This window comes from Halorubrum halophilum, assembly GCF_000739595.1.
Classification (GTDB): Archaea; Halobacteriota; Halobacteria; order Halobacteriales; family Haloferacaceae; genus Halorubrum; species Halorubrum halophilum.
In genome coordinates, this window is record NZ_BBJP01000010.1 from 1 (window position 1) to 15,226 (window position 15,226).

Consider the following 15,226-nt stretch of genomic DNA (forward strand, 5'->3'; position numbering starts at 1 on the left):
GCCAGTGGTTCTCCGGAAAATCATCGGAGCGCTCCGTAATGACCGAGGAATGTTCGTTCACGAGACGGTCTTGTCCCTGCTGGCGACGTGGCGCCAGCAGGGACGCAATCCATACGAAGAACTTCGTCGAGTCGTCAGCAATAATGAGGTTATGTCACGGGCTCACGCTGTGCCGGCTGTCGAGACCTCGGGGTAAACACGTACGAGGATTCTTCGCCAGAACGATATCGGGTGAAATCCGAGAATGATCTCTTGGAGCTTCTACACCAGGTTAATGGGGTAGTGAATGAACGACTGACCGACTAAGGGAACTGCCAGTACGGCCTACACTAAACGGTCTCCGTTAAAGAGCTGATACATCTTCGTTTTCGTATGTTCTGCGTCGTAGTATGTGAGAAGCCACTCGGTATTCAGTAGTGGTAACACTACAGGTTCTACTAACTGACACTCGGAGTCGGGCCATTTAATCTCTCCGTCGACTACTTTACTGGGATCAACCTTGTAATATATCAGGTCGTGTTCTGAGGTCATAAGACATCCAACGTATCCAGTACCAGATTGTTCGTAGAGGGTGAACGCAGCTCCGGACTCGTGGATGAGTTCTATCACTCTCGAATCGGTCTTTATCAAACTCCGGCCACGCTCCATACTAATTTCCTCATAGCTGTCTGGGAGCGTCGACGCACAGTTGGCGTGTTCAACCTCTTTACTGCTATGTTTATCGTGCATAGCACTTAGAGTGAATTTTGCAGAGTTCCAGTCTCTTTTGGCAAATCTTCCTTCGGACACAGTTTTATATACTTCAATCGTGCTTAAGCGGAGAATCTATTATTGGTAACTGATGCTCTAAAAAGGGGGAATACGGCATAGAGAGATACCTGGAATGCACCTTCAGAATTTTTAATCGGGCTGTGATTCAATATACTCAATCGTCGGCCACATCTCCATCACACGAATCCGACCCTCGTAGTATGTATTTTGGATCACGCCAGTAATCGATTTCTCAGCATTTCGATCATCCAGCAGTATGCCAACTGATTCGTGTTCCGTCGAACCAAGGAGCATGACGGCAGCTGCAGGGAGTTCCGAATCTGTTTTCCGTAACTCGTCGGGATTGGTCTGTTCCAGCTTTGCTAACCGCTGATGAACTCGGTCCATAATCTCACCGGCACGTGGGCCGTTATGCACACGGACACCAGGCTGCAGGGGGTCAAGGAGAGTAATCCACTCTACCGTATCCGCACGGTCCACCCAGTCGATACTGATATACCCATATTGTTCAGCGAGTTCCTCAATAACGCCGCTGGTGAGGTACAACTCACTATCTTCCGTTCTGACGTACTCAATAAACGTCTGGTACGCATCACTATCTGTCCCACCAAGTGTCCGGAGAAAGCTCGTATCGAGGAGTAATGCCGTTGGGAAGGGCGAAGGGTGCTCCTCACTCATTAGCGCGTAGGTACGGAGCTTCCTCGATCGCCCGTTCGTGAATTTCAACCTCGAAATCCACGTCTTCGAGCGTTGGATCGTAAGGTTTCACGACAGAGATTATCCGTTCAATTGCCTGGGTGACGGCAATTGCCTCGACAGCCGGTAGGTCAAGGTCGTCTCCTGCCCCGCGACGGGTTGTTTCGCCCTGTAGGTACGAGATTGTGGCTGCAACAGCAGGGGCAAGAGCAGCCTTTCCGTGCCGATCGACGAATAGATCAAGATCGTCATCAACACTAGTTGCTCCGTACACGGCAATCAAGACTGGACTAAATTCGATGGTGGTTTCACCGGACCAGACGCCACTTACTGGCTCAGCACTCCATAATGCGGATCCGTCTTGATATTCGCCCTGCTCCTCGGCAATGTTGAGTTCTGCGAGAGTATTAGCATACTTGTAGGCAGTGCTCTTCGAGAGATTCTGGCGGTCACGAACAGCGACGATTGTCGTGGGTGAGTTGATCAGGAGATCAGTGTAGAACCGGGCGAGTTCGGGTGAGCCGAGCAACTCTTGCACGACAAAAAACTGGCGTGCTGCGTGTCCCGCATCCCGTGGATGTGATGACTTGGAAACGTTCGACATAGTCCATAGTACACGAACTATGGTCTAAAGTGTTGCGGGAGAAACGGATACCACACCAACACCAGAGAATCGCATCGGCTTCAGCTATACGAGAACGTGGATTTCAACGACTCAAAAAACAGGTTGGTGTTTTGATTTCAGTTCTGTCCTAGTTATTGAGGGAAGAGGTCGTCAGTTAGAGATCATCAAGATACTCTCGTCGTTGTTCCATTTTGGCTTCCTCAGTTCTAGAGTCGTAGTGCATCGAAAGCACCTTTTCGCTGACATTAGCACGGTCACCAACCGCTTTCATTGGCCAGCCTTCCTGCAGCGCGTGTGTGATCCCGCCTCTACGAAGCGCGTGGGGGTTCACGCTTGAGGGGCATTCAGAGGCTGAATCATACGAGTTCGCCTCACACTCGTCGAGATCACGACCATGAGGACATTCCCGCGTGACCACACACGGCCTCGTATATCGATAGCAATCCCCGCGCAGTGTCGTCGTGTGGGCTCGTCCCGCTGAAGTTGAGACCAAGGGCTTCCGTCCATTCGAATCAGTCACAGCTGGGCGCGAGTGTTCCAACCAGTCGTCCAGTATCTCACAGACTTCATCCGCCAGCGCGACGAACCGTTCTCCCTTCTTTTGATTTTTCAGTGTCGTTCCGGATTTCGGACGATGCACCACTTGTAAAGATTGGTTGACTGAGTCGTAGTCATCGCAGTCTAACGCGTGAATTTCACCGACGCGCATCATCGTGTGCCACATCAGGGTGAGGACGACGTGCGGCCGCGAGGCGTATTCGTACTTTTCGAGGTAGGTGAGGATCTGTTCTGCTCGGTCGGAGTCCAGCATCTCATCACGGATGTTATCATCACCACTCAGCGTTGGCGACAGAACCTTTGTGTGGAGATCCTGCTCAACAGCGTCGATGGACTCTAACCACTTGACGAACACTCGGAGTGTGTCCATCTGGGTCTTCTCCGTTGCCGGTGAGAGATCGCCTTCCATACGCCGCCAGATTCGGAACTCGTGTAGCTGTCGGCCCGACAGCTCGTTCAGGTTCGTGATGTTGGCTTCGTCGTTGCACCACCGGATGAAGTGCCCAAGCCGGGATTGGTGGGAGTAGATCGTCGCTTGGGAGACGTTGTTTTCTCGGTCAGCGATGTACAGTTCAAGCGCGCGTTCGGGTTCGATGGGTTCCAAACTCATTTGTCGGTCCCACGCGAACCCCCGGTTGAATACCTGTTCTGAGGCGGCCGGTTTTAGCCGCCTCACGCCTCAAAGGTCGATTCGTTCGACAGTCGAACCGGAGCCTGCAGCGCCCATCCGAAATTAAGTCGGATTGGAGCAAAATAAAATCCACATCTAGAGCCGTCTACGGCACCCAATTCGGCGGATTCGCGCTTCTCAAAGTCGCCGATTTTCTGGCGACCAATTGGTTCCCAAAAACGGCCCCTCGAAGTCGTGCGATTCCTCCGAAGATCGGGTCGTCCGCGTGGTAGCGCTCCGTTAGTGCAACGTCACGGCGATCTATGACGTAGTGAGCCGGCACCACGTCCCGGTCTCGTCGTTCCGGAGTCGACAGACGGCAGCGAGGACGACAGCGCTACTGACGAGCAGCGCGGCCCCGAAGATCAGCACGGTACTCGCGGTGTTGAGAATGCCGATTCCGTAGACTGCCCCGATCTTGTTCGAGGCGACGGCGACGCTTCCGGCGAGCAGCATCGCCGCGAAGTAGCCCTTAATTTCGTCTTCGTCGACGAGGCTCGTCGCCCCCGCCCCGATGCGTGCGCCGAGTGCGCTTCCGAGAAGTAGGAACGCGACGACGGGTACTGCGACGGATCCGGACTGTGCGTACGTGAACGCGCCGAACGCTCCCGAGACCGTGATCTGGAGGATATCGGTCCCGACGGCGATCGCAGCGGGGACGCCGAGTCCGTACATCATCGCCGGCATCAGGAGGAACCCACCGCCGACGCCGAGGAACCCCGAGAGGACGCCAACGACGAGACCGACCGCGAAGATGATCGTCGCGGAGACGCGGACGCCGCCGCGTAACGTCACCATCGGCGGGATCCGTATCGACTGGACTCGATCCGCGAGGTCGCTCCCGGCTTCGTCCTCGCCCGTATTGGACCACGCGTCCCGGAGCGTGAGCAAACCGACAGCGGCCAGCAGCCCGACGTAAGCTGCGTTGATGATGAGGTCGGCCGTCCCGGTGGCTTCGAGGAGGAACACGACGCTCTTCCCGCCCTCGATGCCGAGCGTCATCGCGACCGTCATGATCGCGGCGAGCTTGTAGTCGACCTGACCGTGGTCGCGGTGGCGGAGCGCGCCGATAACGCTCGTCCCGAAGACGAACGCGAGACCGCTCCCGACGGCGACCGTCGACGGATACCCCATCACGAGCAGCGCGGGCGTCACGAGGAACGACCCGCCCATTCCGAAGAACCCGAAGAGGGTCCCGATGAGGAGCCCAAACCCGATGAACACCACCACCATCGCGAGGCTCAGGCCGAAGATGGGCATCTTCAGGTCCCTCCGACCGCGTCGATCACGGCTGATCCGAGGGCGCTGCTGAGCGTACCGTACACGGCGTACACGACCATCGCCTCCGTGAAGACGAATCCCACGACGGCGACAGCCTGTACTGAACCGCTCAAACTCTCGAGTCCGAACATGTTACGCGATCTTCTCTATTTTGTTTTGTCGTTCCATTAGCATACAATACTGCTTCCCCGCGTCGATTCCGTGTGGATGTGAGTGCATTGAATTAGTTGCCTCCCGTATTATCGCCCGCGAACGAGCGGGCGTACCCGTGGGCGTACGCGCCGAGGAACATGCCTCCGATCGCCCAGAGGATGGGATAGTTACCGACGCCGAAACTGGCGTAGGCCGCCCCGGGACAGATTCCGGAGAGCCCCCATCCGACCCCGAAGACGGTTCCGCCGACGACCACGTTCCGATCGAACTCCTTCACACGCCGGGTGTACTCGGTCGCGGTGAGCGGCGCGCGGTCGAGATAGCGCGTCGCGAGGGCGAACGTGACGCCCGTGACGACAGCAGCACCGCCCATCACGAACAGGAGACCGAAGTCCTCGAACTGGAGGAAGTCGAGGACGACCTCCGGACGGGCCATCCCGCTGACCGCCAGTCCGAGTCCGAAGACGAGCCCCCCGACGTAGATAACGGGGAGGAACAGCGGGCTGCGGTCGCCGTCTGTCACGGCGTCACCCCCAGCGCCTGGACGAGTTGGGCGGTCCCTATCGCGAACGCCAAGAAGGTCGCGACGTTCACCAGCGAGGTGTTCGACAGCGAGCCGACGCCACAGACGCCGTGGCCCGACGTACATCCCTTCCCGAGCCGCGTCCCGACGCCGACGAGGAAGCCGCCGCCGAGCAGCCGCCACCACTGGACATCGGTCGTCCAGATGGTCGGGTCGGGCGCGAGGAGAAGTCCCCAGACGGCCGCACCACTGACGATGCCGAGCGTGAACACGACCCGCCAGCCGCGCGACTGAACGTACGTGAACCGGTTGAACCGATCGACGGTAGAGACGTACGAGAGCGTCGAGTCGAGGAACGTACTCGCGCCCGCGATGATTCCGGTCGCGAGATAGATGACCGCCGCGCCGAGCCCGACGAGCAACCCGCCCAGGAGATACGGCAGTATCCCCCGCGGGAAGAGGTCGCTGACTGCGAGCAGCGGGACGAGCGTCTCCATCGTTAGTTAGTCAGCGCCCCTTCGCTCGCGGCGCAGTTGTTCGGGCCGAGCTCGAGTTCGAACGCCGCTTCGTCGTCGGGGTCCTGCCGGCCGAGGTTCGTCGCGATGATCTCCTCGTAGTTCGCCGGTCGTGGCGGCATGTCGTCGACGACGAACTCGACGAACTCGTCCTCCTCCATGGTGAGCGCGTCCATCCGCTCGACCAGGTCTCCCAGCTTCGCGGTGTAGGTACCGCCGTCGTTCGGGGTCGCCGAATCACCGAAGTGGGCCGGCGCGACGACGGTGTCCTCAGGGAGCGTCAGGACCCGTTCCTGGAGGCTCTCGTAGAGGGTCCGGGCCGCGTCTCCCGCCGCCTCGGGGTCTTCGAGATCGGGGCGCGCAACGCTCTCCGTGAAGAGGCCGTCGCCCGTGAACAGAACGTCACCGACTTTGTACGCCGTCATCCCGGTCGTGTGCCCGGGCGTGGGAATAACTTCGATTTCGATGTCACCAACCGAAAGGGTGTCTCCACCAGCGACCGTCTCGTACGGTTGCTCGTAATCGACACCGCGCTGGACAGCCGCGTCCGGGAGGGCTGCCGTCGCGCCGGTGTCGTCGGCAAGATCGCGAATCCCGGAGATGTGATCGGCGTGAATGTGCGTGTCGAGCGCGTAGATCAGATCGGCACCCAGCGCCCGGGCGTCTTGAACGTACTCGTCGGTAAACGCGCGAAGCGGATCGATAACCGCCGCCTCGCCGTCCGAGACGACGAGGTACGCAAGGCAGCCGCTAGACGGTCGTCGGTACTGAGCGATGGTCGCCCGGCGGCCACCAGAACCCTTCGCGTTCTGGGCGGCTATCGAATCGCTTCGCGGTTCGCGAACGTCGACGTCGAGTTCCTGGTACTCGTAGATTCCCGCCCAGCCTTTCATACCGCGTTCGAGGTGATCCACATCGTACCCCTCCTCGTCGAGACGCTCGGCGACGAGCTCGCTCGATCCGCCTTTCACACAGAGAACCGTAACGCGCCGGTCGTCGGGAAGCTCCGCCTGAAGCTCCTCGGGAACACCGTCGAGCAACTGAAAGTACGGACGATTCACGATCTCGACGTTCTCGCCGTCGATGTGCCACTCTTCGAAGTCACCCTCCGAGCGGGCGTCGAGTATGAACACGCCCTCACCGCCGTCGATGCGGTCTTTCAGTTCGGTTGGCGTCGTCGATGCGATCGTTTCGTCCGGGTCGGACTCTCTCCTGTCGGTCATCGTCACTCCCATCTACTTACTGTTCGCAAGGGAGTATGAGCGACCTCCGCGGTTGGGCCGACACCACGGACGGCGTTGAACTCGCTGACCAGAAGGAGGGCGACGACGTGTACACGCACTACGTGCGCAAGACCGAGTGAAGATGAGTACGGACACCCCTGACGCGTCACCCGACGAGGCGCCCTCGCGTGCAGAACTGGCCGCACGCATCGCCGAACTCGAGGATGCGCTCGGTGAGGCCACCGCCGAGGAAGACGGCAAGAAAATGAGCATTATTGCCACGAAGGGGACGCTCGACATGGCGTACCCGCCGCTCATCCTCGCGAGCACGGCCGCCGCGTTCGGCTACGACGTAACGGTCTTCCACACGTTCTGGGGACTGGACATCCTCCACGAGGAACGCTCGAAGAACCTGAAGCTGAGTTCGGTCGGCAACCCCAACACGCCAGTCCCGAACGCCGTCGCCGCGCTCCCCGGGATGGACCGCCTGACGACGATGCTGATGGAGAAGAAGATCGAGGACAACGATACGGCCACGGTCGGGGAACTCATCGACACGTCCCTCGAGATGGGCGTCGAGTTCCAGGCCTGTCAGATGACCATCGACCTGATGGACTACGACGAGGACGACTTCTACGACGGCGTGACGACGGGCGTCGGTGCCGCCACGGCGATTCGGGATTTGGCTGACGCCGACATCCAACTCCTCATCTGACGCGGACCATTCTTCGCTCTCGATAGGTTCGAGGCAAGGACCGATCGAACTCCCCTGGTGCTGTGGCTTCGACCCGAATTTGTATATTTTAAACAATATCCATCAGCTCCCCCACTAACGGCTCTACAAAAACGACACGCGTATTTCACAGACGTATCGCTCAGTAACCGTTCTATCTGTGGCGATCGGGCGTAACTCCTATTTGTAGGGAAGTTGTATTGTAGAGTATGTCCTATACTATCGACAAACGAGTCGAGGGCGAGTTCGACGAAGTTATCGATCGAACCGCGGATGCGTTGTCTGCGGAGGGGTTCGGGATTCTCTCTGACATCGATGTTCAACAGACGTTCAAGAAGAAACTGGACGAAGAGTTTCGGCAGTACCGGATCCTCGGTGCGTGCAACCCGTCGCTTGCACGGGAGGCCCTCGAAGAGGAACTACAGTTGGGGACGCTCCTCCCATGTAACGTCGTCGTCTACGAGACGGACGGTGGAGAGATCGGCGTGAGCGCCGTCGATCCGACGGTCATGCTCGCGGTGGCCGACAACCCCGAGTTGGACTCGATCGCAGTAGACGTGCGCGAGCGGTTCGAACGCGTCCTCGACGAGCTTCCGGAAGCCTAACCGTCGACGAACGGAGCCTCGCCACGTGCGACGACCGCGGTGACTCGACCGTGTTCCGCCCTCAGTCCGCCGCGTCCGGCGTTCCGGCCGATCCCTCCGCACCGTCGCCGCCGAGCGTCGCCGGTAGCGCGCCGTCGTACCCCTCTGGCACGTACGAACAGAGGGGATCGCTCTCCAGCGGGTCTCCCGTCGCCGCGAACGCCCGCGAGCGGCTCCCGCCGCACACATGTCTGAACTCGCAGGTGCCGCACTTCCCCTTCAGCCGGTCCGGCTCGCGGAGCGACTCGAACAGGTCGCTGTTCCGGTAGATGTCGACGATTGACCGGTCTCGGACGTTGCCCGCGGACTCCGGGAGGAACCCGGACGGGTACGCCTCGCCGGTGTGGCTCACGAACGCGAACCCGCGGCCGGCGGTGATCCCGCCGCGCCGCCGGACCGCGCTCTCGTCGCCGTCCGACTCCAGCCCGACGCGGCGGTAGAAGGGCGCCTCCGTCGTCTTGACGCCGAACGGCTCCGAGTCGGCGACGCCGTGGAGCCACTCCATCACCTCCTCGGCCCGCTCCGGCGGGATGGGGTCGAGGATCCGTCCCCGGCCGACGGGGACGAGGAAGAACACGCTCCAGAGAACGGCACCGAGGTCTCGCACGCGGTCGCGGATCGCGGGGAGTTCGTCGACGGTGTCCGCGCAAACGGTCGTGTTGATCTGCAGCGGCAGCCCCGCGTTGGACGCCGCCTCCGCCGCTTCCAGCGCGCTCTCGAAGCTCTCCTCGCCCCGGAACCGGTCGTGGCCCTCGCGCGTCGCACCGTCGAGGCTGAGCGCCATCCGCCGGATCCCGGCGTCGGCGAGTTTCTCGACCCGGTCGGGCGTCAGCGACCCAGTCCCGCTGGGAGTGATCGTCATGCGGAGCCCCCGATCATTGCCGTACGAGACAATCTCAAGCAGGTCGTCTCTGGCGAGGGGGTCGCCGCCGGAGAGCACGACGAGCTGGCCCTCTCCGAACGACGCCGCGTCGTCGAGGAGCCGCTTCCCCTCCTCGGTCGTCAGCTCGTCCGGGTGACGCGACGGCTTCGCGTCGGCGCGGCAGTGGCGGCAGGCGAGCCCGCACGCCTGCGTCACCTCCCAGATGAGAACCAGCGGCCGCCTGTCCGTGTCGAGGTCGTCGAACATCGGCTTATCCTGTCTTTTCGTCTCACCCGTTTGGGTCCTGTCCCGAACGTGTTCACGCGCGGTCGAGCGCCTGACAGAACTCCACCCGAATGATCCCCCGGTTTGATACCGTCACCCGCCGAAGGCGACGTATGACCGATGCCGTCCTCGTCGCGATGGACGACTCGCCGCTGGGCCGCGAAGCGCTCTCGTTCGCCCTCGAAACGTTCCCGGACGCGGAGGTAACCGTCGTCCACGTCGCGTATCCCGACCTCGACATGCTTCCCGAAGACACGGAGGAGGTCTTCGGCGCCTCGTTCGACGAACTCGACGGCGTGGGCGACGAGACCGCCGCGTCGGTGTTCGAGGCCGTCCGCGAGATCGCCGGCGACCGCGACGTGACGGTCACCCTCCTCACGGGCGAGGCGGAGCGCCGGATCGCCGAGTACGCCGACGAGGAGACATTCGACCACGTCGTGCTCGGTACCCACGGTCGGTCGGGGCTCTCGCGGGCGCTGATCGGGAGCGTCGCCGAGGCCGTCACCCGGGACACGGACGTTCCGACGACGCTGGTGAAGTGAGACCGGACGGCCCCCACTCTCAGCGACCCACCTTCGAACAGCGTTGCGACTACAGACACCCACGGGGGCTGTGGATTCTCGAGTACACTGGCCCAAGGGCCGCACCGAGCGGTCGTCGCGAACCACCGGTTCGACCCGGCCGTCGCGGGTCGCATCGACGACGAGGACCGGGAGAGTTGAGTAACAAACGCCAGAGGAGTTCGGGCGAGTTAGTTCAAATTCGATATAGCGATATGCGATTTATCTGCGTATCACTGGACATCATCTAGTTGTGTATACGACGACAGAAAGGCGATACAGCCGCGTGGTGTGTCCGGTCGCTATCCCAGCAGCCGATATACGTTCGCTTCGTACGTCTCGCGCACTTGGTCACCCCAGTTGTGGGTGTACGTGTCGATCACGTCGTCGGCGACGTCGCCGCGGAGATATTTGACGACACCGCGGTCACCCGTCCGGTCCCGAAGGTGTGTCGTGAAGAAGTGCCGGAAGTAGTGGGGAGTAACGTTCTCGGCGGCGCCTCCGCCCGTACGGTACCACCCCGCGCCGCGGGCGTAGCGTTCGACAGCGTGTCTGACCGCTTGGGGGTCGAGCCGCTCACCCCACCCCTCCGTGGTGCCGACGAACAGGGGCTCTGCGGCGGAGGCTCCGTCCGGGCGTACGGCGAGCCACCGTTTCAAGGTCCGCGCCAACTCGTCGTCGACCGGGATCACGGTGGCTCGCTTGCGTTTGTTCGAGGCGGTGCGGACCTCCCCGTTCAGCTCCTCGCCTACCGTCGCGTCCGGGGTGACGTACAGCGAGTTCGGCCGATCCGCGAGGGCGGGTCGCGTTCCCAGTGCGAACGCCCTTTCGAGTTCGCCATCGTCGATCGCGAGATCGCGGAGATCGAGGTTACAGAGCTCCCCGACTCGCATCCCGGTCTTTAACAGCGTGACGACGAGCGCGCGGTGAAGGGGATGGCGAATGCCGGCGACGAACTCGCGCATCGCGGGGATCGGGATGTCTCGTCGCGCCGGGTCCTTATCGACCGTCTCGTCCATCTCTTCCATCACGAGCGTCATCGGGTTCCCCTCGAAAACACCGACTTCGGTCATGTATCCGTAGAACCGGTGGAGGTACGCCGCGTACGTCGCCACCGTGCTGTCGGCCACGTCGCCGCGCAGCGAGTGGACGAACGCCATGCAGTCGCGATGGGTTGCCGACGATGATGTCGTCTCCGGATCGAGAAACGATTCGAACCGACGGAGCACGCGCTCGTAGGAATCACGGGTTCGTTCGGTTTTCCCGTGGTAGGTGAGGTCCTCGATGAAGTACGCGATCGGATCGTCGACTTCCGCGGGGGCTCGCGTGCTACTCATCGATCAGGGTGTACCCTCCTTCCCGTCCGTTGTACCGGACGCGATTCCGATCCTGAAGCGAATCGAGCGCGTCTTCCAGTCGCCCTTCGAAGTCGTCGAACACCGCGTCGACGAGCTCCTCCCACGAGAGTACACCGTCGGCGAGCGCCGCTTCGACCCGCCTCTCGAGGTCGCTACCCCGAGGGTCAGACCCCGACGGATCGGGTTCGACGGGGTTTTCGCCTTCGTCGATCGAAAAACCGCGTCTCCCGGCCTGTACCATCGTTCTGACGAACTCGCTTTGCGACATCCCCAACTCGTCGGCGTGGTCCTGCCAGATCGCCTTCTGATCTTCGGGGACGTACGTCTTCACCGAGCGGCGGTCGTCACTCATCTTTCGTCAGTGGCTTCTCGGGCGGCCGCCTTCAATCTGTCCCACAATCCGGGATAAGGTCACTTATACTGAACTGTAGGGCTGTCAAATGCGGAAGATATGACGAATATCTATTTTTCTAGGACTACTCAGATCGAGATGTAGTACCAAGATTCGGGATATATTACACTCGATCTGTCCCACCTCCGCCCTTGGCCGACACCGTGCTACATGTCACCGCCTCTATCAAGACGGTCGGAGTAGTGCCCCGGAATCGCTTGGGGCGACGGTCGCTTCACCCGCGCCCCGTCGATCAAGCCTGAGCGACTGTCACCGTCTCGCGTGTACACTGTCCAACACCCGTCGCCCCTCAATCCGAACGCCCCGGCTTCGTCGAGCCGGAACGCGGTGTCGATCTTGACGTACGGCGTCTGCTTCGAAACTCAGGTCGACGCGCCCACCCCGGACCGTTGAGACCGCTCTCCCGCCGCTGACGGGCGTTGTGCGTCAACGAGAGAATAATTCCCTCCGAGACAGAGGGAGCACTGCGACGGTGCTACAGCAGTCGAGAGGCCGATACTCACTCACTGAGTCGAGTCCGCTACTTCTCGGTCGTTTGAGGCAGGTGGGAAAGCGATCGATCACCAACGCGTATATCTCATATCGCTATAGAAAGTGTAGGGATCAGACCCGAATCTCGGATGACGACTCTTCGACCGCCAGCACGTCGAGGGCTCGTTCGACGCGCGGGTCGTGTTCGGCCGCGTTCCGCATCAGGACGGTCTCGCTGGGGAAGAGGTGCTCGCCGACGACAAGTCCGTGTTCGCGAGCCGTCGAGCCGGTGACCGTGAGGTAAACCCCGAGGCCGATCCGGGCGATAGCGGCCTCTTCCTCCTCGTCGGCGTTCGGATAGACGAATTCGATGCCCTCCAGCGCGTCCGTTCCCAGCACGGCGGTGACGAGTCTCTCGTAGCGCGGAGAGATGCAAAGCGGCCCCTCGTACTCCGCGACGAACTCGCGATCGAGATCGGTTCCCGGTTCGATCCCCTCCAGTTTCCCCATCAGCGTGTGATAGACGGTGTCTCCGAGCCCGTTAACGACGCGCACGTCGGTGTCAACGGGGTCGATCCGCTCGTTGATGTCTGCGATCTGTCCGAGCCCGCCCGATCGGATCCCGACGACCTCCTCCAAGACGAGGTCGGCGGAGTCGAATCCGAGCGCGAACTCGTGGGTCCGGAGGGCTCGGAACGGCTCCTCGCGACCGACGAGCTTCAGCGTCACGTCTCCGAGGTCGACGGTGGCCGCGTCGAAGACGATCCGGCGGGGTTTGCCGTCGCGGTCGTCGCGCAGCAGCGTGAACTCGGGCCGACGCGGGTCGTCGGGGTCGGAGTACTCGGTCAGCCGCTCGTACGGGCCGTCCTCGGCGTCGACGTGCCCCTTCGTGACGGCCTTCTCGTACCGGAGAGTGTTGCTTACGCGGTCCGCGAGCCCGTCGAGCCGGTCGTCGGGGCCGACGGCCGCGATCCGTTCGAGGACCGCTTCGAGCGGTCGACCCTTTCGCGGCACGGCGACCGGTACCGGTTCGCTCATTACCGGGTATGAGCCGCCGCGGGTAAAACGGGTTGCGCTTTTCGTTCCGGGCGATTTCGGCGTTGCGTCCCGCGTCGCAATCCGGAATTACGGTCCGAACGCCTCGTTGAGTCGCTTTCTGAAGGCTTCGAGCTCTTCGAGGTGGTCGTTGATCGCGTCGAGTTCCGACTCCACGTCGTCGAGGTCCTCGCCGAGTCGGTCCTCGATGTCGGTCAGGCGGGTGTCGACCTCGGCGAGGTCGTCCCAGAGGTCGTCGAACTCCTCGTCGAACCGTCCCATCCGGGACTCCACGTCGTCCACGCGGTCCTCGGTCGCCTCCAGCCCCGCGGCGGCGTCGTCGACCTCCTCGTACAGCGTCTCCACGTCGTCGCCCAGGTCGTCGACCGCCTCGTCGAGGCCGGTCGTCTCGTCGTCAAGCCGCGACACATCGTCGGTGACGCCGTCGACAGTTTCCTCGACGTTCGCGACCGTTTCCTCGACGCTGGAGACGGTTTCTTCGATACCCGAGACCGATTCTTCGACGCCCGAAACGTCCGACTCCACGCTTTCGACGCGCTCGTCGACGCCCTCAACGCGCTCGTCGACGCCCTCAACGCGCTCGTCGACGCCCTCAACGCGCTCGTCGACGCCCTCAACGCGCTCAGTGACGGAATCGACCTCGTCGGTCACCGACTCGACCGACTCGTCGACCCGTGAGACCTCCTCGCGCAGGTCGTTCCGGTCGGCGTCGGCGGACGCGAACCGGTCGTCGATCGCGGCCATCTCGGACTCGACGGCGTCGACCTTCTCGTCGAGATCGTCGAGGATCTCGCGGGCGGTTCCTTCGCCGTCGATGAACTCCGCAAGCGCGTCGGCGTACGCCTCGATGTCGGCGACGCTCGACTGGAGGCGGGCGATCCGCACGTCGACGCTGCGAGGAACGCCCACGTCGAGCTCGGACCGGAGGGTCTCGAGGTCGTCGTCGTCCACGTCGCCCGCGCGGATCTCCGAGGCGAGCGCCGCCGCGAGGCCCGCTTCCGGTTCGGCTACTTCCGGCTCCGCGGACTCGTCCTCGTCGTCTTCCTCGACCGCCTCGTTCTCCGCATCGTCGTCCGCGACCGGCTCATCTATACCGTCGTCCGCGACCGACTCGTCCGCGTCGTGCGAGGTGACTGCGGCGGTTCCCTCGACGACTTCCCGGGGTTCTGGAGCCTCGGTGTCGGCGAGTACTTCGTCTTCTCCATCATCTGCTGCGGCCGCCGATGTGTCGTCGTCGCCCTCCGGTTCGATCGCGGATTCCGCCTCTGCGATCGCTTCCTCGTTACTGTCGGGGGTCTCCGGCGCCTCCGTGGCGGCTTCGTCGTCGATCGCTGTGGGCTCGTCACCCTCGGGCCCGAGTGGCTCCTCCATCCCGGGGAGGGTCGCGCGGTCGCCGGAGAGGACCTCCCTGACGGCGTCGGTGTCACCGGCGCCGAGGACGTCTTCGATCTCCTCACCGGCCGGGACGTGCTCGATTACCGGCGTTCCGAGGAACCCGTCGAGGTCGGGGTCGTCGTCGCGGATGCCGAACACCGTCTCGATCGCCTCGTCGGGATCGATCACGCGCTCGAACTCCACGCGGTGGTCCTTGTAGGCGGTCCAGTTCTCGCTCTCGTACTCCGGGTGGAACCCGACCCGGTCCATCGGGAACGACTCGGGGATCCGGTCGACGATGCGCACGCGCACCGGGTCCTCGCGGGTCGAGGAGAGCTCGTACATCACCGCGGGTACGGGGAACGCGTCGTCCGTGAAGGACTTCTCGACGCGAATACCGTCCTCGTCGACGGTCGTCGTCGCTTCTGCCGTCCGTTCGCTCATACGGAGACCCTC

The 15,226-nt window shown here is 62.0% G+C and carries 16 protein-coding genes and 2 pseudogenes; 5 read left to right on the forward strand and 13 right to left on the reverse strand.

Annotated features, from left to right (window positions below):
- Window positions 1-196 (forward strand): annotated as a pseudogene (locus tag ACP96_RS17500) (IS66 family transposase); the annotation flags it as partial.
- Between the two features lie 704 nt (window positions 197-900).
- Here ACP96_RS17500 and ACP96_RS03300 read toward each other — a convergent pair.
- The 8 genes from ACP96_RS03300 to ACP96_RS03330 form a co-directional block, all read right to left on the reverse strand.
- The gene (locus ACP96_RS03300) at window positions 901-1,449 is read right to left on the reverse strand and encodes a hypothetical protein (protein WP_050032191.1); all 549 of its coding nucleotides are present in this window, start codon (window positions 1,447-1,449) and stop codon (window positions 901-903) included.
- Entirely contained in the window at window positions 1,442-2,071 is a 630-nt protein-coding gene (locus ACP96_RS03305; RefSeq protein WP_202593907.1) for a DUF7437 domain-containing protein, read from the reverse strand. Before ACP96_RS03305 ends, ACP96_RS03300 begins: the two co-directional genes overlap by 8 nt.
- Before the next feature lie 175 nt (window positions 2,072-2,246).
- Entirely contained in the window at window positions 2,247-3,260 is a 1,014-nt protein-coding gene (locus tag ACP96_RS03310) for a tyrosine-type recombinase/integrase (protein ID WP_050032195.1), read from the reverse strand.
- Window positions 3,261-3,581: 321 nt separating this feature from the next.
- Window positions 3,582-4,580, reverse strand: coding sequence for a sulfite exporter TauE/SafE family protein (locus ACP96_RS03315; protein WP_200895692.1), 999 nt, complete (start codon window positions 4,578-4,580; stop codon window positions 3,582-3,584).
- A gap of 2 nt (window positions 4,581-4,582) precedes the next feature.
- Complete coding sequence (locus tag ACP96_RS19100) at window positions 4,583-4,732, reverse strand: DUF7512 family protein (RefSeq protein WP_200895693.1); 150 nt, start codon at window positions 4,730-4,732, stop codon at window positions 4,583-4,585.
- A gap of 92 nt (window positions 4,733-4,824) precedes the next feature.
- On the reverse strand, window positions 4,825-5,277 hold the full coding sequence (locus ACP96_RS03320) for a DUF6691 family protein (RefSeq protein WP_050025171.1): 453 nt from the start codon (window positions 5,275-5,277) through the stop codon (window positions 4,825-4,827).
- Complete coding sequence (locus ACP96_RS03325; protein ID WP_050025173.1) at window positions 5,274-5,774, reverse strand: YeeE/YedE family protein; 501 nt, start codon at window positions 5,772-5,774, stop codon at window positions 5,274-5,276. Before ACP96_RS03325 ends, ACP96_RS03320 begins: the two co-directional genes overlap by 4 nt.
- Before the next feature lie 2 nt (window positions 5,775-5,776).
- Window positions 5,777-7,015 carry an MBL fold metallo-hydrolase gene (locus ACP96_RS03330; RefSeq protein WP_050032256.1) on the reverse strand — a complete coding sequence of 413 codons (1,239 nt, stop codon included), beginning with the start codon at window positions 7,013-7,015 and terminating at the stop codon, window positions 5,777-5,779.
- 29 nt (window positions 7,016-7,044) lie between these two features.
- Between ACP96_RS03330 and ACP96_RS19990 the strand changes: the two are divergent.
- The 3 genes and pseudogenes from ACP96_RS19990 to ACP96_RS03340 form a co-directional block, all read left to right on the forward strand.
- A pseudogene (locus ACP96_RS19990) lies at window positions 7,045-7,155 on the forward strand (sulfurtransferase TusA family protein); the annotation flags it as partial.
- 2 nt (window positions 7,156-7,157) lie between these two features.
- Complete coding sequence (locus tag ACP96_RS03335; protein WP_050032257.1) at window positions 7,158-7,730, forward strand: DsrE/DsrF/DrsH-like family protein; 573 nt, start codon at window positions 7,158-7,160, stop codon at window positions 7,728-7,730.
- 227 nt (window positions 7,731-7,957) lie between these two features.
- A complete protein-coding gene (locus tag ACP96_RS03340; protein WP_050025175.1) occupies window positions 7,958-8,353 on the forward strand; it encodes a DUF302 domain-containing protein in 396 nt (131 codons plus the stop codon).
- Window positions 8,354-8,414: 61 nt separating this feature from the next.
- Here ACP96_RS03340 and ACP96_RS03345 read toward each other — a convergent pair whose 3' ends face one another.
- Window positions 8,415-9,521 (reverse strand): radical SAM protein, encoded by a 1,107-nt coding sequence (locus ACP96_RS03345; protein ID WP_050025176.1) that lies wholly within the window; start codon window positions 9,519-9,521, stop codon window positions 8,415-8,417.
- 131 nt (window positions 9,522-9,652) lie between these two features.
- Between ACP96_RS03345 and ACP96_RS03350 the strand changes: the two genes are divergently transcribed.
- On the forward strand, window positions 9,653-10,081 hold the full coding sequence (locus ACP96_RS03350; protein WP_050032197.1) for a universal stress protein: 429 nt from the start codon (window positions 9,653-9,655) through the stop codon (window positions 10,079-10,081).
- Window positions 10,082-10,401: 320 nt separating this feature from the next.
- Here ACP96_RS03350 and ACP96_RS03355 read toward each other — a convergent pair whose 3' ends face one another.
- From ACP96_RS03355 to ACP96_RS03370, 4 genes are all read right to left on the reverse strand, one after another.
- Complete coding sequence (locus ACP96_RS03355) at window positions 10,402-11,436, reverse strand: tyrosine-type recombinase/integrase (protein WP_050032198.1); 1,035 nt, start codon at window positions 11,434-11,436, stop codon at window positions 10,402-10,404.
- Entirely contained in the window at window positions 11,429-11,809 is a 381-nt protein-coding gene (locus tag ACP96_RS03360; protein ID WP_050024449.1) for a DUF5805 domain-containing protein, read from the reverse strand. Before ACP96_RS03360 ends, ACP96_RS03355 begins: the two co-directional genes overlap by 8 nt.
- Window positions 11,810-12,472: 663 nt before the next feature.
- The gene (locus tag ACP96_RS03365) at window positions 12,473-13,378 is read right to left on the reverse strand and encodes a hypothetical protein (RefSeq protein ID WP_050032200.1); all 906 of its coding nucleotides are present in this window, start codon (window positions 13,376-13,378) and stop codon (window positions 12,473-12,475) included.
- Window positions 13,379-13,465: 87 nt separating this feature from the next.
- Window positions 13,466-15,214 (reverse strand): hypothetical protein, encoded by a 1,749-nt coding sequence (locus tag ACP96_RS03370; protein ID WP_050032202.1) that lies wholly within the window; start codon window positions 15,212-15,214, stop codon window positions 13,466-13,468.
- Between the last annotated feature and the right edge of the window lie 12 nt (window positions 15,215-15,226).

Bases quoted from the DNA above. Each gene is read 5' to 3' on its own strand.
- ACP96_RS03335 (WP_050032257.1), top strand. From the start codon at position 7,158: ATGAGTACGGACACCCCTGACGCGTCACCCGACGAGGCGCCCTCGCGT.
- ACP96_RS19100 (WP_200895693.1), bottom strand. From the start codon at position 4,732: ATGTTCGGACTCGAGAGTTTGAGCGGTTCAGTACAGGCTGTCGCCGTC.
- ACP96_RS03370 (WP_050032202.1), bottom strand. From the start codon at position 15,214: ATGAGCGAACGGACGGCAGAAGCGACGACGACCGTCGACGAGGACGGT.
- ACP96_RS03300 (WP_050032191.1), bottom strand. From the start codon at position 1,449: ATGAGTGAGGAGCACCCTTCGCCCTTCCCAACGGCATTACTCCTCGAT.
- ACP96_RS03325 (WP_050025173.1), bottom strand. From the start codon at position 5,774: ATGGAGACGCTCGTCCCGCTGCTCGCAGTCAGCGACCTCTTCCCGCGG.
- ACP96_RS03360 (WP_050024449.1), bottom strand. From the start codon at position 11,809: ATGAGTGACGACCGCCGCTCGGTGAAGACGTACGTCCCCGAAGATCAG.
- ACP96_RS03315 (WP_200895692.1), bottom strand. From the start codon at position 4,580: ATGCCCATCTTCGGCCTGAGCCTCGCGATGGTGGTGGTGTTCATCGGG.
- ACP96_RS03355 (WP_050032198.1), bottom strand. From the start codon at position 11,436: ATGAGTAGCACGCGAGCCCCCGCGGAAGTCGACGATCCGATCGCGTAC.
- ACP96_RS03350 (WP_050032197.1), top strand. From the start codon at position 9,653: ATGACCGATGCCGTCCTCGTCGCGATGGACGACTCGCCGCTGGGCCGC.
- ACP96_RS03365 (WP_050032200.1), bottom strand. From the start codon at position 13,378: ATGAGCGAACCGGTACCGGTCGCCGTGCCGCGAAAGGGTCGACCGCTC.
- ACP96_RS03330 (WP_050032256.1), bottom strand. From the start codon at position 7,015: ATGACCGACAGGAGAGAGTCCGACCCGGACGAAACGATCGCATCGACG.
- ACP96_RS03345 (WP_050025176.1), bottom strand. From the start codon at position 9,521: ATGTTCGACGACCTCGACACGGACAGGCGGCCGCTGGTTCTCATCTGG.
- ACP96_RS03305 (WP_202593907.1), bottom strand. From the start codon at position 2,071: ATGTCGAACGTTTCCAAGTCATCACATCCACGGGATGCGGGACACGCA.
- ACP96_RS03310 (WP_050032195.1), bottom strand. From the start codon at position 3,260: ATGAGTTTGGAACCCATCGAACCCGAACGCGCGCTTGAACTGTACATC.
- ACP96_RS03340 (WP_050025175.1), top strand. From the start codon at position 7,958: ATGTCCTATACTATCGACAAACGAGTCGAGGGCGAGTTCGACGAAGTT.